A 21,902-nucleotide genomic window follows, 5' to 3' on the forward strand; every position below is an offset into this window, starting at 1 on the left:
TTATTCGAGGGAGAAGCTTAGACCTAAGCCCTTAAGCTCGTTGAGCAGTACGTTGAGCGACTCAGGGATACCAGGCGTAGGCATGGGATCACCCTTGACGATCGCTTCGTAGGCCTTAGAGCGCCCGTGGACGTCGTCAGACTTGATGGTGAGGATCTCCTGGAGGATGTGCGAAGCACCGAAGGCTTCGAGAGCCCAGACTTCCATCTCCCCGAAGCGCTGACCACCGTGCTGAGCCTTACCACCGAGTGGCTGCTGCGTGATGAGTGAGTAAGGACCGATGGAACGAGCGTGCATCTTGTCATCGACCATGTGACCGAGCTTGAGGAAGTAGGTCACACCGACCGTAGCGGGCTGGTCGAACTGCTCACCCGTGCCCCCGTCGAAGAGGTAGGTCTTACCATTGCGGGGAAGCCCAGCCTTATCCGTCCAAGCGTGCATATCATCAAGCGAAGCACCGTCGAAGATAGGCGTAGCGAACTTGCAGTCAAGACGACGGCCAGCCCAAGCAAGGACAGCCTCGAAGATCTGACCAAGGTTCATTCGCGAAGGCACACCGAGGGGGTTCAGACAGAGGTCGACAGGCGTACCATCTGCGAGGAAGGGCATATCCTCCTGGCGGACGACCTTAGAGACGATACCCTTGTTACCGTGACGACCTGCCATCTTATCACCGACCTGGATCTTACGCTTCTTAGCGATGTAGACCTTAGCCATCTGGATGATACCGGAGGGCAGTTCATCACCCATAGTCTCGTCGAGCTTCTTACGGCGGAGATCCGACTCGTATTCCTTAGACTTCTTGAGATAGTTGGAGATCACCTCCGTGATGAGCTTATCCGTGTGCTCGTTGCCCGTCCACCCCGAGAAGATGATCTCGTTGTAGTTCAGAGCCTCGAGTTCAGTGCGAGTGAACTTAGCACCCTTGCGAATCTTCTCAACACCGAGGAAGTCCTTCACGCTGTTCTTACAGGTCTTGCCTGAGGTCAGCTTGAAGAGCTTGTCGATGAAGAGCTCACGGAGCTCAGCCTGCTTGCGCTCTGCCTTCTCTTCGAGGGCGAGGACAGCATCCTTCAGCTCGGAGCGATTCTTCTTAGCAGCCTTAGAGTAGAGCTTCGTATCGACGATGACACCACGCAGTGAGGGCGTAGCCTTGAGTGAAGCATCCTTCACGTCACCAGCCTTATCGCCGAAGATAGCACGGAGGAGCTTTTCTTCTGGCGTGGGATCCGACTCACCCTTAGGCGTGATCTTACCGATCAGGATATCACCTGGCTCGACGCGAGCCCCGACACGGATGATACCGTTCTCATCGAGGTTCTTCGTAGCGTCGTCGCTGACGTTGGGGATATCGCTGGTAAGTTCTTCGAGACCGCGCTTCGTCTCACGTACCTCGAGCGTATACTCGTCGACGTGGACAGAGGTGAAGAAGTCTTCGCGGACAAGGCGTTCGTTCAGCACGATAGCATCCTCATAGTTGTAACCCTTCCAAGGCATGTAAGCGACCTGGACGTTACGACCGAGAGCGAGTTCACCGGCCTGGGTAGAGTACCCTTCGGTGAGGACATCACCAGCCTCGACACGCTGCCCCTTGAAGCAGATAGGACGAAGGTCAATCGTGGTGCTCTGGTTCGTCTTGCGGAACTTAGGCAGGCTGTAGGTCGTGATAGGATCTTCGAAGCTTACGAAGAGCTCGTCATCCGTACGGTCGTAGCGGATCTTGATAGAGGTAGCGTCGACGAAGACTACTTCACCAGCGCGCTCTGCTACGATCTGCGTACGAGAGTCACGTACCAGCTGAGCCTCGATGCCCGTACCGACGATAGGAGCTTCGGGACGGAGGAGAGGTACAGCCTGACGCATCATGTTCGATCCCATGAGCGCACGGTTAGCATCGTCGTGCTCCAGGAAGGGGATGAGCGAAGCAGCGATAGAGGCGATCTGCGTAGGCGCAACGTCCATCAGCTGAACTTCAGCGGGCGTCACGACAGGGAAGTCAGCCTCCTTACGTGCCTTAATAGCGTCGCGGAGGAAGTTACCTTCATCATCCAGAGGAGCATTCCCCTGAGCTACGATGAGGTCTTCTTCTTCCTCAGCGGTATAGTACTTCAGAGCTTCATCAGAGAAGTCAACCTTCCCGTTCTCGACGCTACGGTAAGGCGTCGTGATGAAGCCGAGGTCATTGATCTTCGCATAGACACAAAGCGAAGAGATCAGACCGATGTTTGGCCCTTCAGGCGTCTCAATAGGACAGAGACGGCCGTAGTGGGTATAGTGTACGTCACGGACTTCGAAGCCGGCACGCTCACGAGAGAGACCGCCAGGACCGAGAGCCGAGAGACGGCGCTTGTGCGTGATTTCGGCCAGAGGGTTCGTCTGGTCCATAAACTGCGACAGCGCGTTCGTACCGAAGAATGAGTTGACGACCGAGGAGAGCGCCTTAGCGTTGATCAGATCCGTGGGCACGAAGACTTCGTTGTCACGGACGTTCATACGCTCACGGACGGTACGGGCCATACGAGCCAGACCGACACCGAACTGATTGTAGAGCTGCTCACCGACGGTACGTACACGACGATTCGAGAGGTGGTCGATATCGTCGACGACCTCCTTAGAGTTGACAAGCCCGATGAGGTACTTGATGATGGCCACGATATCCTCGTTGGTCAGTACGCGTACCTCGGGATCGATGTCGAGACCGAGCTTCTTATTGATACGATAGCGCCCTACTTCACCGAGGTCATAGCGCTTGTCGGAGAAGAAGAGGTTAGAGAGGACTTCACGAGCGTTGGCCTCATCGGCAGGGTCTGCATTACGCAGCTGACGATAGATATAGTAGAGGGCATCGTGCTCGGAGTTACAGGGGTCCTTCTGCAGGGTGTTGAAGATCAGCGTGAAGTCAAGAGAATCCTCGGTCTTCTCCTTGTGGAGGAGGATCGTCTTATTGCTCGACTCGAGGATCAGGTCGATGTTGTCTTCAGTGATCTCTGCCTCACGCTCTACGAGGACGGTGATACGCTCCATGGAGACGACTTCACCCGTATCCTCATCGCTGAGGTCATCGATATAAGTCTTGGTGACGCGACCAGCAAGGCGGCGACCGATGTGCTTCTCAAGGTTAGCGCGCGTGACCTTCACCTCTTCGGAGAGATCGAAGAGATCGAGGATCTGCTTATCTGACTCAAAGCCAATGGCACGCAACAGGGTCGTCACAGGGAGCTTCTTCTTACGGTCGATGTAGGCATACATGACATTGTTGATGTCCGTAGCGAACTCGATCCAAGAGCCCTTGAAAGGAATGATACGTGCCGAGTAGAGCTGCGAGCCGTTGGTGTGCGTGCTCGTGCCAAAGAACACCCCGGGAGAACGGTGGAGCTGCGAGACGACGACGCGCTCAGCTCCATTGATGACAAACGTACCCGACTCCGTCATGTAAGGGATGTAGCCCAAGAAGACATCCTGCACTACAGTGCTGAAGTCCTCGTGGTCGGGGTCGGTACAAGACAGCTTCAGCTTCGCCTTGAGGGGGACGCTATAGGTCAGACCTCGGCTCAGGCATTCCTCGATAGTGTACTTAGGAGGATCGACATAGTAATCGAGAAATTCGAGAACAAAGTTATTACGCGTATCAGCGATAGGGAAGTTCTCATTGAAGACTCGATATAGGCCCTCAGACTTACGGCTCTCCGTAGCGGTATCGAGCTGGAAGAAGTCGCGGAAGGACTTCAGCTGCACCTCTAAAAAGTCTGGGAAGACGAGAGGGTTCTTTATCGAAGCAAAGTTGATTCTCCCTGATTTTGGATTGGAAGCCATCTATTGATTCTTTGAGTGAAAAGGGGGTTCGGGAATGTTTAGACACGAAATGGTTAAGACCCCCCTCGTCGGGGGATCTTAACCATAATCACCTGATTAGAGGTGCTATAGGTGGGCTTACTTAAGTTCTACTTCAGCACCAGCTTCTTCAAGAGCCTTCTTGAGAGCTTCTGCAGTAGCCTTGTCTACGCCTTCCTTAACAGGAGCGGGAGCAGCGTCTACGATGTCCTTAGCTTCCTTGAGCCCGAGGCCGCAGTGTTCCTTGACAGCCTTTACTACCTGGAGCTTAGCAGCGCCAGCGCTCTTGAGGATAACGTCGAAGGAGCTCTTTTCTTCTTCCTGAGCGCCTTCAGCGGGGCCAGCTACGACAACAGCTGCAGCTGCTGGTTCGATTCCGTACTCGTCCTTAAGGATAGCTGCGAGTTCGCTTACTTCCTTTACCGTCAGGTTTACAAGCTGTTCGGCAATTGCTTTGATATCTGCCATGTCGATTAGTTATTTCGTTGTTGTTGTTTTTGTTTGTGGGATAGTTAGGACTCCTCTTATTCAGCAGCAGCTTCGGTAGCTTCACCTTCGCCCTTGTTTTCAAGAGCAGAGATGACGTTGCGAATGGGAGACTGGAGGAGAGCGACGACGTCTGCGATAAGCTCTTCCTTGCTCTTGATAGCGACAAGTTCAGCGAGCTGGTCAGCGCCGTAGAAGCCCGTCTCAGCATAAGCAGCCTTGAGGCGGAGCTTGGACTCTTCCTTCTTGTCCTTAGCGAAGTCCTTGATGATCTTAGCGGGGGCGTTAGCTACCGTGGTGAACATGATAGCGGTGTTCCCCTTGAGGGCTGAGTAGATTGCAGCGAAGTCTGTTTCGGACTCGGAGAGAGCGCGACGAAGCAGGGTGTTCTTAGCGACTACGAGACGGATACCCCCCTTGTTACAAGCACGACGGAGCTGGGCGGTCTTAGCGGCGTCCAGGCCTTCGATGTTGGTCAGGTAGAAGTGTGGGTACTCGTTGAGGTAGCCCTTGAGCTGCTCTACGACGGTGCCTTTATTTTCCTTTCTCATGATTTCTTCCTCTGTTATTATTCTTCTACTGACTTAGGATCGATCTTGATACTTGGGCTCATCGTGCTGGAGAGGTAGATGCTCTTGACATACGTACCCTTAGCAGCAGATGGCTTGAGGCGGAGGAGCGTCGTGATGATCTCGTTAGCGTTGTCGTAGATCTGATCAGCCGAGAAGGAGACCTTACCGATAGAGGTATGGACGATCCCCGTCTTGTCGACCTTGAAGTCAATCTTACCAGACTTCACTTCCTTGACAGCAGCAGCGATATCGTTGGTTACCGTACCGCTCTTAGGGTTTGGCATGAGTCCACGAGGACCGAGTACACGACCCAGAGCCCCGATCTTACCCATGATAGCAGGCATGGTGATGATGACGTCGATATCAGTCCAGCCACCGCGGATCTTCTCGATGTACTCATCGAGGCCGACATAGTCAGCACCAGCAGCCTGGGCTTCAGCTTCCTTATCAGGAGTACAGAGCGCAAGCACACGTACCTGCTTCCCCGTACCGTGGGGGAGCGTGACGACGCCACGAACCATCTGATTTGCCTTGCGAGGATCGACGCCGAGGCGGACATCCACATCAACAGAAGCATCGAACTTGGTATCGGTGATTTCCTTTACCAGCGCAGAAGCTTCGCGGAGTGAATAGATCTTCCCGGGCTCGATCTTGCTAAAAGCGATCTTTTGCTTTTTCGTAAGTTTACTCATCTTTCTATTGATTAGTTACCGGGAAATTCGCCCTTTACAGTGATACCCATACTGCGGGCCGTACCAGCGACGATCTTCATCGCAGCTTCGACGGTGAAGCAGTTCAGGTCGACAATCTTATCCTGTGCAATCGCGCGGACCTGTTCCCACGTCAGTTCAGCTACCTTATTACGGTTAGGCTGTGCAGAGCCACTCTTGAGCTTTGCTACTTCCTTGAGCTGTACAGCGACGGGAGGGGTCTTGACGATGAAATCAAAAGACTTGTCAGCATAGTAAGTGATCACTACGGGGAGGATCTTACCAGCCTGGTCTTGAGTTCTGGCATTGAATTGCTTGCAAAACTCCATTATATTGATCCCCTTGGCACCAAGAGCAGGTCCCACGGGAGGTGAGGGGTTTGCAGCCCCACCTTTAATTTGCAATTTTAGTTGTCCAGCAACTTCCTTAGCCATTGTCTTGAATCTTAAGTGTTACACACTAGAACGTGAGAAGGAGCACCTGCGTAACCAGCTTACTCCTTGACCACTTGCGAATAATTGAGCTCCAGCGGAGTCTTACGTCCAAACATCTTCACCATCACGCGAAGCTTCTGCTTCTCGGGGGTTACCTCTTCGACGGTAGCCTCGTAGTTAGCGAAAGCACCATCGATGATACGTACCACGTCGCCCACGTAGAGCTCGAGGTCGTACACCCCTTCGGAGTCAGCCATCTGGTCTGCACGACCGAGGATGCGCTCCACTTCGCTTCTCTTGAGCGGCTCTGGTTCTCCACCCTTATTCGCTCCGAGGAAGCCGATGACGTTAGGCATATTGCGCAGGGTGTGGGCTACATCGCCGAGCAATGCGGCCTCCACGAGCACATAGCCTGGGAGGTAAGGACGCTCCTTGATGACCTTCTTACCAGCACGCTGGGTCACGATCTTCTCTGTGGGGATGACCACCTGGGAGACATACTGACCAAGATTAGTATTCTTCATCTCAGCCTCCAGCTGCTCACGCACCTTGGCCTCCTTGCCGCTGACGGCTCGGAGCACATAGAATCTCTTTTCTGCTACTTCAGTCATGATGGGGAAGGGTCTCAGCGAAGCTTAGGCTCCGATACGGCTATACACAAAACCAAGGATGGTCTCGAAAGTCTTGTCCATCCCTAAAACGACCAGAGCGATGATGAGGGAAGCAACCATCACCACCACGGCACTATTGGTGAGCTCTGAACTTGACGGCCAGGACACCTTCTGTGTAAGCTCGACATACGAGGCGCTGAACGCGCCCCCTATCTTCTTAATGAAACTCATTATCGTTTTCTATTTAGCACGGGTTGAGAGACTCGAACTCCCGACACCTGGTTTTGGAGACCAGTGCTCTACCAACTGAGCTAAACCCGTAGAAGAAGGGACAGACGGGACGAGGCGCCTCGTCTGTCCCTTACTTTGAGGACTATCTGATGATTAGTCGAGGATTTCGGTGATCTGACCCGAACCTACCGTACGGCCACCTTCACGGATAGCGAAGCGAAGACCTACGTTGCAAGCTACTGGGTAGATGAGTTCGACGTTGATCTCAACGTTGTCACCAGGCATCACCATTTCTACACCTTCGGGGAGAGTGATCTCACCAGTTACGTCGAGCGTACGGATGTAGAACTGAGGACGATACTTGTTGTGGAATGGCGTGTGGCGACCACCTTCTTCCTTCTTCAGGACGTAGACAGAAGCCTTGAAGCGAGAGTGGGGCTTTACCTGACCAGGCTTAGCGATGACCATACCACGCTTGATTTCGTTCTTGTCGATACCACGGAGGAGGAGACCGACATTGTCACCAGCCTGACCTTCGTCGAGGATCTTGCGGAACATTTCAACACCCGTAACAACGGACTTGAGACCTTCTGCACCGAGACCGATGATCTGAACTTCATCACCCGTGTGGATGACACCCGTTTCGATACGACCCGTAGCTACCGTACCACGACCGGTGATCGAGAATACGTCTTCGACAGGCATAAGGAAGGGCTTATCGATGTCACGAGGAGGCAGGGGGATCCAGGTGTCGACAGCGTCCATGAGTTCCATGATCTTGTCTTCCCAAACAGGCTCACCATTGAGACCACCGAGGGCAGAACCACGGATAACAGGCGTGTTGTCGCCGTCAAATTCGTAGCTGGAGAGAAGCTCGCGCATGTCCATTTCTACGAGTTCGAGCATTTCTTCGTCGTCAACCATGTCACACTTGTTCATGAAGATGACGAGACGAGGAACGTTTACCTGACGAGCCAGAAGTACGTGCTCACGCGTCTGGGGCATAGGACCATCCGTAGCAGCAACTACGATGATAGCACCGTCCATCTGAGCAGCACCCGTGACCATGTTCTTCACATAGTCAGCGTGACCTGGGCAGTCAACGTGAGCGTAGTGACGGTTAGCCGTCTCGTACTCAACGTGTGAGGTGTTGATCGTGATACCACGTTCCTTTTCTTCAGGAGCATTGTCGATGGAGTCGAAAGAACGGAGTTCAGAGAGCCCCTTCTTAGCAAGCACCGTCGTGATTGCTGCGGTAAGGGTCGTCTTACCGTGGTCGACGTGACCGATCGTACCAATGTTTACGTGTGGTTTCGATCTGTTAAATGTTTCTTTAGCCATAACTAAAATTATCTATTCTTAAGAAATACTTCGTTGTATTCTAAGTGCGTATCACTACGTCGACTCCAACGAGAGCCGATGCCGGGACTTGAACCCGGGACCTCTTCCTTACCAAGGAAGTGCTCTACCGCTGAGCTACATTGGCTTGTTATCTACGAGTGCGAAGAAGACGCCTCTTCTCCTCATTCAGCAGGGCTTATGAGATAAGTATCCCCGCTAATTCGGTTGCAAATATACGCACTTTCTTGAATATACCAAAACACGCCCGGCGATGTGATCGATTTTCGCACCCCATCAAGCCACCCTACACAAGTCCCCCTCCTCTATATAATATTCTATATAATATAATGAACGCGCGCGTATAAAAGGAGGAAGAGACGACTCAGCAGGCAGAAAACCCTATCCGCTACCTACCTATAGAGAAGGGCTATCGGCAGGCAGAAAAACGAACCAGTACTGGTCAACGATCGGACCAGTACTACTCACAAAGCGAACCAGTACTAGTCACATAGAGCAACCTATACTGGTCAACTCAGCGACCAGTACTGGTCGCATCACCCCGCACACAAGAGTCACTCTTCTCCCCGTAGCATACGACACTCTGCCGACTGGCTATTAGCGGGGAAATAGCGCCTTTTCCCTAACTTTGCCAGCGACAGTACAGAAAGAAAAATCCCGCATACAATGATAGCTTACCTTCGCGGAGCCTACACGGAGCTTACCCCCACCGCCGTCCTCGTCGAGTGCGCAGGCGTGGGCTACTCCGTGGCCATCTCCTTGACCACCTATACCGCCCTCTCAGGACAGAAGGAGGGCAAGATCCTCATCACCGAGATCATCCGCGAGGATGCTCACCTACTCTACGGCTTCGCCACAGCGGCTGAGCAAGATCTCTTCCGCCACCTGATGACCGTCTCGGGTGTCGGGCCGAATACCGCCCGCATCATCCTCAGCTCTTACCCCCCGCACGAGCTGACGAGCATCATCACTCTCGGGCAGATCGAGCCTCTCAAGGCGATCAAGGGGATTGGCCTAAAGACCGCACAGCGTATCCTCGTTGACCTGCGCGGCAAGCTCCCCGCTCTCGAGGGAGATGCCAGCCCCGCGACGACTATCCCCACGACGACCTCCCGCGGCAAGAAGGTACAGCCACTCGACACCACCACTCCGCAGGAAGCCGTCAGTGCCCTGAAGATGCTGGGCTATCCCGAAGCCTCCGCACAGAAGGTCGTACGCGAGCTCATCGCCTCTGACCCGACCATCAGCGTCGAGGAGCTCATCAAGCAGAGCCTCAAGCTCCTCTAAGGCACGTGTGTACGTGGCGGGTAACAAGGCACATCCGACGCCTGCTGGGAAGCCTCCTTCTCGGCACGGCCATCCCCCTTGTCCTCGCCGCCCAACTCCCCATACTCCCCACCACAGCTGACAGCATCTCCCCGAGAGGGGCGATGTCTGCCCTCGCTGCACCCCTTCTCGAGACGCGCTTCGTCTATGAGCCGAAGAGTGAGCGCTACCTGCTGACGACCTTCCTCGACGGCAAGCCCTTCGGCACTCCCCTCCCCTATACCTTCGCCGAATACCTCCGCTACCAGAGCCTCCGTAGTCAAGGGCTCCACTGGGACAGCCTCAACGCTCCGACGCGCAGTAGCACCCAGCGAATGAGCAAGCCCGTACGCCGTGGGGTCATCGACCGCATCTTCGGCCCTGGCGGCCTGCGTCTCAAGCTCCAGGGACACGCCGACCTCTCGGCTGGGGGGAAGACCGTTCGCTCCGACAACCCCGCCCTACCACAGGGCGCGCGCAAGCAGACCTACTTCGACTTCGAGGAGAAGATCCAGGCTGGTGTGCAGGCTTCGCTCGGGACAAAGTTCCAGACGGGGCTGAACTACAACACCGCCTCCTCCTTTGACTTCGACACGAAGAAGCTCCGCTTAGCCTTCGAGGGTGAGGAGGATGACATCATCAAGCTCATCGAGGTGGGGAGCGTCTCGATGAGCCCTCGCAATAGCCTCATCAGCGGCGGAGGTGCCCTCTTCGGCCTGCACACCAAGCTCCAGATGGGACGTCTCGAGGCCGACCTCCTCCTGAGCCAGCAGCGCACCGAGAGCCGTCGCGCCTCCAGCCGTGGGGGCGAGCAGACCGAGCGCTTCGAGCTCTCCGCCTCGAGCTACGACGCCCTGCGCCACTTCTTCCTCGGGGACTTCTTCCGCACTCGGTACGACGGCGCTCTCAAGAGCCTACCCTACGTACGCTCCTCGATACAGATCACCCGCATCGAGGTATGGGTGACGAACCGCCGTGGGCGCTTCGACGATGCCCGTGACGTCGCAGGCTTCGCTGACCTCGGTGAGCCCCAACGCCTGCACAACAGCTTCATCCAGCTCACCAGCCCCTCAAGCCCCGTCCCCACCAACGGTGCGAATAGCCTCTACTCCACCCTTACCGCTTCCCCCTCTCTTCGCCAGCTCAGCGCCCTCAGCTCGGGACTACCCGCCCTACGCCCCGCCCTCGACTACGAGCGCATCGAGAGCGCACGCCGCCTTGCCCCGAGCGAATACACCCTACACAACACCCTCGGCTACCTCAGCCTCACGACGCCACTTGCCGCCGATGAGGCGCTCGCCGTAGCCTATGAGTTCACCTACGAGGGGAAGGTCTACCGCGTGGGGGAGTTCGCAGCCGACCAATCCGAAGGCACCTCCTCCCTACTCTTCGTCAAGCTCCTCAAGGGCACGGACTTCTCGCCAAAGGCTCCGACGTGGCCGCTGATGATGCGCAATGCCTACCGCCTTGGCGCAGGTATCACCGCTCTGCAGCGTGCGGGCTTCCAGCTCGACGTCGTCTACCGCGATGATGCCACAGGGCGCGCCCTGCCCTACCTGCCTGATGGCCCGCTGAAGGGCAAGCAGCTCCTCAGCGTCCTCGGACTGGATCGCCTTGACGCCCAGCAGGAGGCACGCAGTGACGGGCACTTCGACTTCGTGGAGGGCTATACCATACGCTCCAGCGAAGGGCTGGTCTTCTTCCCCACGACAGAGCCCTTCGGCTCGACACTCACGACGGCTCTCGGCGCAGGGAGCTGGAGTGACCGCTATGCCTTCCCCGAGCTCTACACGATGACCGCCGTCGAGGCCGCCCAGCGCTCGGAGAAGAACAAGTACTATCTGCGGGGTGAATACCGTGCCACCTCAGCGGGGGAGATCTCCCTCGGCACGGTGAACGTCGCCCCTGGCTCGGTGCGTGTGACAGCTGCTGGCGCGCTCCTCACCGAGGGTCCGGACTACACCGTCGACTACACCGCAGGGCGCGTGAAGATCCTCAACCGCCAGCTCATCGACGCCAAGACGCCCATCGAAGTGAGTCTCCAAGGCGGTGATGCCCTCAGCCAGCAGCGCAAGACCCTCATCGGCCTCGACCTCAACTACCGCTTCTCTAAGGACCTCCGCCTCGGCGCCACCCTGATGCACCTCTCGGAGATGCCCCTGACGGCGAAGGCAGCACTCGGGCAAGAGAGTATGCGCAATACGATGTGGGGCGCGAGCCTCTTCTACCAGACGAAGTCACCCCAGCTCACACGCCTACTGAATCACCTTCCCTTCGTCGACCTCACAAAGCCCGCCTCCTTCTCCCTCTCGGCGGAGGTGGCGCAGCTCCTCCCAGGGCACTACAAGAGTAAGTACAGCGACGGCAGCAGCTACCTCGATGACTTCGACGCAGCACATACGGCCATCTACCTGATGAGCCCACAGGCCTGGCGCTTGTCCTCCACACCTGCGACGCTCGTCCCTGCAGGAATAGGCGCGAGTGACTACCTGCGCTACGGAGAGCGTAGAGCACGACTCGCGTGGTTCACCATCGACCCGCTCTTCACCCGTGAGCGCAGTGCCTACACCCCCGCCTATATACGTAGCGACCTCAGCCTCGTGAGCCGACATCTGGTACGCGATATCCCGACGGCAGAGCTTTACCCAAATCGTGAGGTGAATGCCAGCCTACCAAGCTACATCCCCACCTTCTCACTCAGCTTCTACCCCGAAGAGCTCGGCCCGTACAACCTCAATGCCGCAAGCCTCACAGCCGACGGGAAGATCAGTGATGCCCGTGGGAGCTGGGCGGGCATCATGCGCAAGATCGACCAGACGGACTTCGAGGCGGCGAACGTCGAGTACGTGGAGTTCTGGCTCATGGATCCTTATGCCGACGAGGGTACACCTCCTGCTGGGAGCGGTGGCGACCTGTACATCAACCTCGGAGATATCTCGGAGGACATCCTGCATGACGAGCGCCGCTTCTATGAGAGCGGCCTGCCGCTCACTCCTCAGCCAGGGGCTACGGTCTCCACACCTTGGGGGATCGTGCCGACACGTCCGAGTGCAGGCTATGCCTTCGACAATGCGGCGGGGGCACGCGAGAAGCAGGATGTCGGGCTGAATGGCCTGTCGTCCGCCGAAGAGCGCCAGCATCCGAGCTATGCCTCCTTCCTCAGCGCCCTACGCTCCCGCCTCTCCAGCACGACCCTCCAGCGCTGGCAAGACGACCCACAGAGCCCGCTTCACGACCCTGCAGGCGATGACTTCCACCACTACCGCGGGGCAGACTACGACTCCGAGCGCCTGCCGATCCTCGAGCGCTATAAGTACTTCAACGGCACGGAGGGCAATTCGTCGGAGCGTCTTGGGGGTGATGGCTACAGCACCGCCGCTACCGTGAGCCCCGACACCGAGGATGTCAACGGCGACTACAGCATGAATGAGCTCGACCGCTACTATGAGTGGAAGATCTCACTGCGCCCCGAGGATCTCGTCGCGGGCCGTGGGTTCATCACCAGCAGCCGCAGGGTCGAGGCCCAGCTCCGTGATGGGAGGACTTCTCCCGTGACGTGGTATCAATTCAAGGTACCCCTCTCTGCCTTCACCAGCCGTATCGGTGGCATCAGCGATCTGAGGAGTGTGCGCTTCATGCGACTCTACCTCACGGGCTTCGACCACGAGACCCAGCTACGCTTTGCCTCGCTACGCTTGGTGCGAGGTGACTGGCGCACCTATGAGGGGAGCCTTGATGAGGGACAGCCCGCACCCAGTGCCTCCACTCGCTTCTCCGTCACGTCGGTCAACATCGAGGAGCACTCCGACCGCACCCCCGTCAGCTATACACTCCCCCCAGGCGTCTCTCGCTCGCTCGATGCCCAGCGTGGGCAGAGCCTCCAGCAGAATGAGCAAGCCCTCTCCCTGCGCCTCGAGGATCTCCCCGCAGGCGAGAGCCGTGGCGTCTACCGCCGTGTGCAGTACGACCTGCGTCGCTATCGCCGTCTGCAGCTCTTCGCCCATGCCGAGGCGCTCCTCGGTGACCTCACGGGGCTGGAAGATGGGGATATGACGCTCTTCGTGCGCCTCGGCTCGGACTACACTCAGCACTACTACGAGTACAGCCTACCGCTCACGCTCACTCCCGCAGGACGCTACAGCAGCCTCAGCCCCAGTAACCGCCGTCGTGTATGGCCTGAGGAGAATAGCATCGACCTCAGCTTAGAAGACCTCGTCGCCCTCAAGCGGAGCCGTAATGCTTCGCTCTCCGCAGGGCTCGGTGGCGCCTCACTCTACCGCCCCTTCTCACGCCCCGACGCCAAGCACCCCACCCATACGCTCACCGTCCTCGGCAATCCCTCCCTCTCCAGCGTGCAGGCGCTGGTCATCGGCGTGCGCAATAGCGCGGGCCTCACGCGCAGTGTCGAGGTCTGGGTCAATGAGCTTCGTGCCAGCGACTACCACGAGGAAGCAGGCTGGGCAGGACAGCTACACAGCACGCTCCAGCTGGCAGAGCTGGGCGAAGCCAGCCTGAGAGCCCAATACGTCTCGGCAGGCTTCGGCGCTATCGACGCCCCGCTGATGAGCCGCACGCTTGAGAGCCGTCGTGCTATCCAGTTCGCCTCCACGCTTGAGCTCGGCCAGCTCCTCCCTCCCGAGGCGAAGGTGACCCTCCCCATCTACTACACGGTGAGCGACGAAGTGCTGACCCCGCAGTACAATCCGCTTGATGAAGACGTGAAGCTCACCGACGCCCTCAGCGACCTCACCACGGAGCGCGAGCGCAAGGAGCTACGTGCTCGCAGCCTCACGCACCGCCGCAGCCAAGGCCTTGCCCTCTCGAAGGTCGCCGTCGGCATCCGCTCCGAGGAGCCTATGCCCTACGACCCTGCGAACTTCTCCTTCAGCTACGGGCACAACACCACCTCCGAGGAGACCCCCGACATCGAGTATAGCCGTCACCTTGACTGGCACGCCGCCCTGCGCTATGACTATACACCTACCTTCCGCCCACTAAGGCCCTTTGCGAAGGCTTCGGGCTCCAGCCCATGGGCGAACTTCCTCCGTCAGTACACCTTCACTCCGTGGCCCAGCCGTCTCGTCCTCGAGACCTCGATGGTGCGACGCTACGATGAAGAGCAGCTCCGTAGCCTCGGCGATGAGCTGAGCGGCACGCGTCTCCCCGCGACCTTCGCCCAGCAGTTCATCTGGAATCGCCGTCTGCAGCTCAACTGGAATCCCATCCGCTCGCTCCAGCTGGCCTTCAACTCCGGCACCGACGCACGCATCGAAGAGCCCCACGTGCAGGTCAATCGCCAGCTCCAGCCCGATGCGTGGCGCGCGTGGCGTGACTCCGTCGGGCAGAGTATCCGTGAGGGGGGCACACCCGTCCACTACGCTCAGCAGGCAAGTCTCAGCTACCAGCTCCCCACTGCCGACATCGCGCCCCTCTCCTTCATCCGCTCACAGCTCTCTTATAGTAGCGCCTATTCGTGGGACCGTGGGGCGGTACTCCCCGACCCGACCATCCGCCTGGCGCATACCCTCACGGTGCAGGGCGCACTCGAGTCCACTACGCAGCTCCAGCTCCGCCAGCTCTATCAGCATATCCCCGCACTCGCTCGGCTGGAGCGCCGCTTCGGCACGGCTGGTATGACCACCAGCGAAGGACGCGGGAAGAAGGGCAAGGGCGTGAGCGACGGGAACGAGCTCATTGACCGCCTCCTCTACGCCCTCCTCATGGTGAAGGACGTATCGCTGACCTACCGCTCTACACGCAGTACGCTCCTCCCTGGCTTCCTCCCCATCATCCAGGCTATCGGGGGACAAGGCTCTTCGGGCGGTGCGCTCTCCCCTGGTGTGGGCTTTGCCTTCGGGCTTAGTGATGTGGACTTCATCGATCGCCTTGCCGAGCGGGGCGACCTCCTCATCTCTACGGAGCACCTCACCCCAGGGGTCTTCACCCACACCCGCACGGTGGACCTGCGTGCTACGCTCCAGCCCCTACGCCACCTCACCATCACGCTCTCAGGCAATCACACCCGCACCGACCGCACCGAGGTACAATATATGTATGCCGGTAGCCCCCGACTCTACGGCGGGGACTTCACGATGACGACCATCGGCCTCAAGGGCTTCTTCGCACCCCTCCGCTCCGAGGAGGGTTACCTCTCCGAGACCTTCGCCGAGATGCTCCGCCTAAGAGAGCCCATCGCTCGCAGACAGGAGGAGGCAGGTAGCCTCGCCACAGGGCTCACCATCGACCGCAATGCTTCTGCCGTCCTTATCCCCGCCTTCCGTGCAGCCTATATGCACGGCTCGGGAAAGGGGCGCAAGGGGCTGAGTGCCCTGCCCGACCTCCTCGGTATGCTCCCGAACTGGTCGGTAAGCTACACAGGGCTCTCCGAGCTACCCTTCCTCAAGCGCCACTTCCGTAGCGTGACCCTACGCCACACCTACCGCGCCACCTACACCGTCGGGGGCTTCTCGTCACTGGCGGGCTGGCAGGGAAGCGATCCCGACGCCATCGGCCTCCTAAGCGAGACGACAGCGGTCGGAGGAGGAGCGATGAGCAGCGCACGCCTTAGCTACGCCTATGACATCCCGTCGGTAGCACTGCAGGAGAACTTCTTCCCCCTCATCGGGCTTGACCTGACGTGGCTCAATGGTCTCGGGACGAGTGCGCAGTGGCGCCAAAGCCGTGGTGCCGTCCTGCACCTCGGAGCACGTAGCCTCATCGAAGCCCTCTCACGTGAGCTAAGCCTTGGCCTCACCTACAAGATCGACAACCTCACGAGCCTCATCAGCCCCACCACCGCGCGCCGCAAGAAGCGCCGTGCGAGCAAGGAGCCTGCGACGACCTCTGCCCACGGGCTTACCCTCCGAGGCGAATATGCACACCGCCGCACGCTCACCCTCCTGCGTCGTCTCGAAGAGGGCTACACCCAAGCTACCGCAGGGATCATCGACCAACGCCTACGCCTCAGTGCCGAATATGAGCTGAGCCGACAGCTCGGTCTCGAGGCCTACTACGAGTACAGCCGCAATGTACCACTCGTCAGCGCCTACTCCTTCCCCATCTCCACCAGCAGCTACGGCCTCTCACTGCGTATCACGCTCGACAACTAACCGCCCCCCTCACGGCTCGACATACCAAGCCCGCACGAAGCATGCTCCTCGGCATCTTCGTGCGGGCTTTTCGTATCGACGGAGCCCCCTACTCCAGACAAGGCTACACGTACCTCTACGGGGGAGGGATTGCAACCTATATAGGTCGACGAGTCAACCAATATTAGGTTGTTGCCCCGCGTAGGGATAAAAGTTGTGGATGAGTGGCAGATAAGTTTGGGCTACGTACGTGGATCTAATATCTACGTACGTGGATATTTGGATTTACGTGCCTGGTCTTTAAGACTACGTACATAGATAGGGGAAAACCACTACGTGAAGGCGCTTTTTTCTTCACGAGAAGGATACTTTTCCTTCCGCTGAATAAGAGGAATACTCGCGATAAGGCGAAGGGCTTGTGTATCTCTTCGGAGAGGTATATCGTGGAGCTGGGCAGGCGATACCTTAGCACTCTACTATGGAGAGAGTTTGCGCAATCAATGATTGGGGCACTCTATATAGCGGAGAGATTAGCTACTTTTGTGAGCGTAATCACACGCCTCCTTGAGAAAATCATGATCTCTGACACAACTCCGCTCAGCCCCCTGCGTAAGGGGATCGCTGGCGCCCAGTACCTATTCGTTGCCTTCGGAGCCACGGTCCTCGTACCTATCCTCGTCGGGCTCGACCCGTCGACCGCCCTCTTCTCAGCTGGTATCGGCACCCTCCTCTTCCACCTCGTGACCAAGGGCAAGGTACCCATCTTCCTCGGCAGTAGCTTCGCCTTCATCGCACCGATCATCAAAGCCACAGAGCTCTACGGACTCAGCGGCGCACTCTTCGGCTGTATCGGGGTGAGTGCCGTGTACTTCGTGATGTCGCTCCTGATCCGTCTCTTCGGCCTGCGCTTCATCTCCCGCCTCTTCCCTCCGGTCGTCATCGGCCCTATCATCATGCTCATCGGGCTCTCCCTCTCGGACTCCGCCGTGAAGATGGCGGCGACGAACTGGCCTCTGGCGGTCATCTCGCTCGCTACGGCGATTATCGTCACGCTCTACGGTCGAGGGATCACGAAGCTCATCCCCATCTTCCTCGGTATCGTCGTGGGCTATATCGCTGACCTCATCTTCTTCGAGGTCGATCTAAGACCCATCGCCGAGGCCTCTTGGCTCAGCCTACCCAAGATCACGCTCCCCGAGAACTTCTCCTTTGCCCCCATCCTCTTTATGATCCCCGTGGCCATCGCTCCCGTCATCGAGCATATCGGTGACGTGTATGTGGTGAATAATGTCGCGGGGAAGAACTTCGTCAAGGACCCCGGCCTGCACCGCACGATGCTCGGTGATGGTATTGCCTGCCTCTTCGCCTCACTCGTCGGGGGGCCTCCTGTGACGACCTACTCTGAGGTCACGGGCGCTATGTCACTGACGAAGGTCACCGACCCGCTGGTCTTCCGTATCGCAGCCGTCACGGGTGTGCTCTTCTCCCTCATCGGGAAGGTCAGCGCCCTCCTGCGCAGCATCGACCAGGCTATCCTCGGTGGGATCATGCTCCTGCTCTTCGGCACGATCGCTGGCGCAGGGATCTCAAGCCTCCTGCATAGCCGTGTGAACCTCGCCTCGTCGCGCAACGTGGTCATCATCTCCGTCACCCTCACTACGGGTATCGGGGGTGCCGCACTCTCCTTCGGCAACTTCTCCCTCTCGGGTATCGGGCTCTCGGCTGTCATCGCCGTAGTACTGAACCTACTCCTCCCCGAGCGCAAGGAGGATCGCGAGGAGCCTACTACGAAGCACTAACTTAACTCTCACAATAATCCATCTATGCGACAGCTTTATCGTATCGCGCTTGTACTCCTCCTGACTACCCTCGGAGCGCAAGCACAAAACATTCAGCTCCACTACGACTTCGGGCGCCAGCTCTACAGCAAGGACCAGCCCGATCGTCCCAAGCTCACCACGACCGTGGAGCTCTTCCGCCCCGATAGCTGGGGGAATACCTTCTTCTTCGTCGATATGAACTATCAGCGCGAGGGCATCACCTCGGCCTACTGGGAGATCTCTCGTGAGTTCAGCCTCGGCAAGCTCCCTCTGGCCCTGCATATCGAGTACGACGGCGGGCTGAGCAATCAGTTCTCCTACAAGAATGCCTACCTCGCAGGTCTGACCTACGCGTGGAACCAAGCGGACTATCAGGCAGGCTTCACCTTCACGCCGATGTATAAGTATCTGGCACGTCAGGATAGACCCCACTCCTTCCAGCTGACGGGCACATGGTACCTGCACATGGCAGGTGGTAAGCTCTCCTTCCTGGGCTTCGCTGATCTCTGGGGCGACCGTCATCTCGTCACGGGCAAGAACAATATCATCTTCATCACCGAGCCGCAGCTTTGGGTGAACCTGAATAAGTTCGAGGGTATCAACCCCAAGTTCAACCTCAGCATCGGTACCGAATGGGAGATCAGCAGCAACTTCGCTGTACTGGACAAGACCGTCGTGAACCCCACGCTGGCCATCAAGTGGACCTTCTAAGCCCCCGCACACTCTAATGCAAGCACTCTATCGTCTTGTGGGCTTTGACCCCACGAAGTACAAGCTCCGCACAGAGCTTCTGGCAGGCCTGACGACCTTCCTCACGATGAGCTATATCCTCGCGGTCAACCCCGACATCCTCAGCACTGCAGGTATGGACAAGGGCGCCGTCTTCACCGCTACCGCCCTAGCATCGGCCATCGGTACGCTCCTCATCGCCTTCTTAGCTAAGCTGCCCTTCGCCCAGGCTCCCAGCATGGGTATCAATGCCTTCTTCGCCTTCACCCTCGTTATGGGCATGGGCTACAGCTGGCAGGCAGGTCTGGCAGCCGTCTTCGTCGAAGGGATCATCTTCATCCTGCTCACCGCCTTCAACATCCGCGAGCAGATCGTACGCTGTATCCCGAAGAACCTCCGCTTCGCTATCTCGGCAGGCATTGGCTTCTTCATCGCCTTCATTGGGCTAAAGAACGCTGGGGTCATCGTGGCCAACGAAGCGACCTTCGTAGGCCTCGGCCCCTTCACCCCTACGGCTATCCTCGCCGTCATCGGTATCATCCTCAGCGGTGTCCTGATGACACTCCGTGTGCGTGGTGCGCTTTTCTACAGCATCGTCCTCTGCACGATCATCGGTATCCCCCTTGGCGTGACACAGATCCCCGATAGCTTCATCCCCGTCTCCCTACCCCGCTCGCTGGCTCCTACGTTCCTGCAGTTCGACTTCAAGGCACTGCTCAACATGGATATGGCGCTCACGATCTTCGCTCTGGTCTTTATGGATATCTTCAACACCGTGGGTACGCTCATCGGTGCTGCCGCTAAGACTGAGATGATGGACAGTGAAGGCAACGTGAAGAATATCAAGCAAGCGATGATGGCTGACGCTCTGGCCACCTCCTTCGGTGCCGTCTGCGGTACGTCGACCGTGACGACCTTCGTAGAGAGCGGTGCAGGTATCGCCGAGGGCGGCCGCACGGGTATGACTGCACTATCTACGGCTGTGCTCTTCATCCTCGCACTCTTCCTCTCGCCGCTCTTCCTGCTCATCCCCTCCGCAGCGACGACGGGTGCTCTTGTGCTCGTAGGTGTACTGATGCTGAGCTCTATCCAGGATATCGACCTTATGGATATCTCCGAGGCACTGCCCAGCTTCATCACCGTACTGACGATGGTGCTGACCTACAATATCGCCGAAGGGATGGCCCTCGGGCTCATCTCCTACACGCTGGTCAAGCTCCTCAGCGGCCAGTGGCGCCAGGTCTCCATCACCCTCTACATCGTCTCAGCACTCCTTATCCTGCGCTACATCCTCGCTATATAATAGTAGAGCGCACTCCGAGTGCCCACAACGAAGAAGACCCCTCCCTCACGACTGCAACCGTCGTGAGGGAGGGGTCTCCGTATTATCTTCTGCGAGGACACAAGCCCCCTTTTACAAAAGCGTTGTATCTTTGCGTTATTAAATAAATCATTGTTCGTAGAGCCTATACGGCTCCTCCCAAGCATATGCCGCTCGCTGAGATCCACGCTATACGCTACATCCGCGCCTCAATACTTACGCTCCTCCTCTGTCTCGCTCTTGCTCCCCTCGGGATGCAAGCCCAGCGCCTCTTCACTGTCGTCATCGATGCCGGTCACGGGGGGAAGGACTCTGGTACCGTAGGGAATGGTGGCAAGGAGAAGGATATCACCCTCGCAGTAGCCAAGCTAGTCGGGGCGAAGATCCACGCAGCGCACCCCGAGGTCCGTGTACTCTACACGCGTAGCACGGACGTCTTCGTCGGTCTGCAGGCCCGTGCAGACTTTGCCAATAAGAACAAGGCCTCCCTCATGCTCAGCATCCACGTCAACAGCGCACCGTCGAAGGACGTCCACGGTACGGAGACCTATGTACTGGGGATCGCGAAGTTCGCCAACAACCTCAGCGTGGCGATGCGTGAGAACAAGGCGATGCTCCTCGAGAGCAACTATAAGACGACTTACAAGGGCTTTGACCCGACGTCGACGGAGAGCTATATCATGTTTGACCTCATGCAAGATGCCTACTTCAACAAGAGCATCGAGCTGGCAAACAAGATCCAGCGCCAGTACCGCTCCGCTGGACGCTACAGCCGTGGCGTACGTCAGGACATCCTCTGGGTACTGAGCCAGTCGGCTATGCCCAGCATCCTCACCGAGATCGGCTTCCTCTCGAATGCCAACGAAGCTTCCTTCATGCTCAGCGCAGCAGGCCAGCAGTCCCTTGCCTCGGCCATCGCGGCGGGCTTCAGCTCTTACTACCGTAGCTATCGCGGCAAGAGCACGAAGACCCAGGACAGCAAGGAGGCCGATAGCACCGAGACGAAGAAGGAAGAGACCGCTACTGTTAGCGACGAGACCGCTGACGAGCCTACCGCAGACAAGGACAACAGTCCCCGCGCAGAGGTCGAGCGTGCGATGAACAAGAGTCGTGAGCGTAGCAAGGACAAGGAGAAGACCAAGAAGGAGAGTGAAGCGAAGAGCTCCGACTCGGGGATCACGTACCGCGTCCAGTTCCTCTCCAGCCCCGATAAGATCGACACGAAGGATGCGCGCTTCCGCAATCTCCCCACCGCAGTAGAGCGAGTGAAGGTCGGGCGCGCGTACATCTATCTACTCGCACCCACGAGCTCGAAGGCCGAAGCGCAGAAGCAGCTTCGTGCCCTCCCCCGCACTTACCGCGATGCCTACATCGCACGCTACCAAGGCAAGACGCGCCTCTAAGC

14 protein-coding genes and 2 tRNA genes are annotated in these 21,902 nt (G+C 57.8%); 6 read left to right on the forward strand and 10 right to left on the reverse strand.

Going from position 1 to position 21,902, the window contains the following annotated elements:
- The 10 genes from rpoB to IEX77_RS07320 all read right to left on the reverse strand — a co-directional run bounded on the left by rpoB (position 1) and on the right by IEX77_RS07320 (position 8,361).
- A complete protein-coding gene (gene rpoB / locus IEX77_RS07275; protein WP_188808346.1) occupies positions 1-3,813 on the reverse strand; it encodes a DNA-directed RNA polymerase subunit beta in 3,813 nt (1,270 codons plus the stop codon).
- Between the two features lie 117 nt (positions 3,814-3,930).
- Positions 3,931-4,299: a 50S ribosomal protein L7/L12 gene (gene rplL / locus IEX77_RS07280; protein ID WP_009432679.1), complete on the reverse strand. Its 369-nt coding sequence runs from the start codon at positions 4,297-4,299 to the stop codon at positions 3,931-3,933.
- 56 nt (positions 4,300-4,355) lie between these two features.
- Positions 4,356-4,868, reverse strand: coding sequence for a 50S ribosomal protein L10 (rplJ, locus tag IEX77_RS07285; RefSeq protein ID WP_009432754.1), 513 nt, complete (start codon positions 4,866-4,868; stop codon positions 4,356-4,358).
- 17 nt (positions 4,869-4,885) lie between these two features.
- Positions 4,886-5,581: a 50S ribosomal protein L1 gene (gene rplA / locus IEX77_RS07290; protein ID WP_009432822.1), complete on the reverse strand. Its 696-nt coding sequence runs from the start codon at positions 5,579-5,581 to the stop codon at positions 4,886-4,888.
- A gap of 11 nt (positions 5,582-5,592) precedes the next feature.
- On the reverse strand, positions 5,593-6,033 hold the full coding sequence (gene rplK / locus IEX77_RS07295; protein WP_188808347.1) for a 50S ribosomal protein L11: 441 nt from the start codon (positions 6,031-6,033) through the stop codon (positions 5,593-5,595).
- A gap of 59 nt (positions 6,034-6,092) precedes the next feature.
- Complete coding sequence (nusG, locus tag IEX77_RS07300) at positions 6,093-6,644, reverse strand: transcription termination/antitermination protein NusG (RefSeq protein WP_044115652.1); 552 nt, start codon at positions 6,642-6,644, stop codon at positions 6,093-6,095.
- Between the two features lie 24 nt (positions 6,645-6,668).
- Entirely contained in the window at positions 6,669-6,875 is a 207-nt protein-coding gene (gene secE, locus IEX77_RS07305) for a preprotein translocase subunit SecE (protein WP_082713131.1), read from the reverse strand.
- 17 nt (positions 6,876-6,892) lie between these two features.
- Positions 6,893-6,965, reverse strand: a tRNA-Trp gene (locus IEX77_RS07310).
- Between the two features lie 63 nt (positions 6,966-7,028).
- Positions 7,029-8,216: an elongation factor Tu gene (gene tuf / locus IEX77_RS07315; protein ID WP_044115653.1), complete on the reverse strand. Its 1,188-nt coding sequence runs from the start codon at positions 8,214-8,216 to the stop codon at positions 7,029-7,031.
- A gap of 73 nt (positions 8,217-8,289) precedes the next feature.
- Positions 8,290-8,361, reverse strand: a tRNA-Thr gene (locus tag IEX77_RS07320).
- Between the two features lie 539 nt (positions 8,362-8,900).
- On the opposite strand from IEX77_RS07320, the gene ruvA reads away from it, so the two are divergent.
- The 6 genes from ruvA (at position 8,901) to IEX77_RS07350 (ending at position 21,900) form a co-directional block, all read left to right on the forward strand.
- Positions 8,901-9,521 (forward strand): Holliday junction branch migration protein RuvA, encoded by a 621-nt coding sequence (gene ruvA, locus IEX77_RS07325; protein WP_188808348.1) that lies wholly within the window; start codon positions 8,901-8,903, stop codon positions 9,519-9,521.
- 5 nt (positions 9,522-9,526) lie between these two features.
- On the forward strand, positions 9,527-16,648 hold the full coding sequence (gene sov, locus IEX77_RS07330; protein ID WP_188808349.1) for a T9SS outer membrane translocon Sov/SprA: 7,122 nt from the start codon (positions 9,527-9,529) through the stop codon (positions 16,646-16,648).
- 554 nt (positions 16,649-17,202) lie between these two features.
- Positions 17,203-18,426: a uracil-xanthine permease family protein gene (locus IEX77_RS07335; protein WP_188808458.1), complete on the forward strand. Its 1,224-nt coding sequence runs from the start codon at positions 17,203-17,205 to the stop codon at positions 18,424-18,426.
- A 24-nt stretch (positions 18,427-18,450) separates the two neighbouring features.
- A complete protein-coding gene (locus tag IEX77_RS07340) occupies positions 18,451-19,158 on the forward strand; it encodes a nucleoside-specific channel-forming Tsx family protein (RefSeq protein WP_188808350.1) in 708 nt (235 codons plus the stop codon).
- Between the two features lie 16 nt (positions 19,159-19,174).
- The gene (locus IEX77_RS07345; RefSeq protein WP_188808351.1) at positions 19,175-20,479 is read left to right on the forward strand and encodes an NCS2 family permease; all 1,305 of its coding nucleotides are present in this window, start codon (positions 19,175-19,177) and stop codon (positions 20,477-20,479) included.
- Positions 20,480-20,664: 185 nt separating this feature from the next.
- Entirely contained in the window at positions 20,665-21,900 is a 1,236-nt protein-coding gene (locus IEX77_RS07350) for an N-acetylmuramoyl-L-alanine amidase family protein (protein WP_188808352.1), read from the forward strand.
- The last annotated feature ends 2 nt before the right edge of the window (positions 21,901-21,902 follow it).

Origin of the sequence: Porphyromonas pasteri, from assembly GCF_014647755.1 — a bacterium.
In the GTDB taxonomy this organism is placed as follows: Bacteria; Bacteroidota; Bacteroidia; order Bacteroidales; family Porphyromonadaceae; genus Porphyromonas; species Porphyromonas pasteri.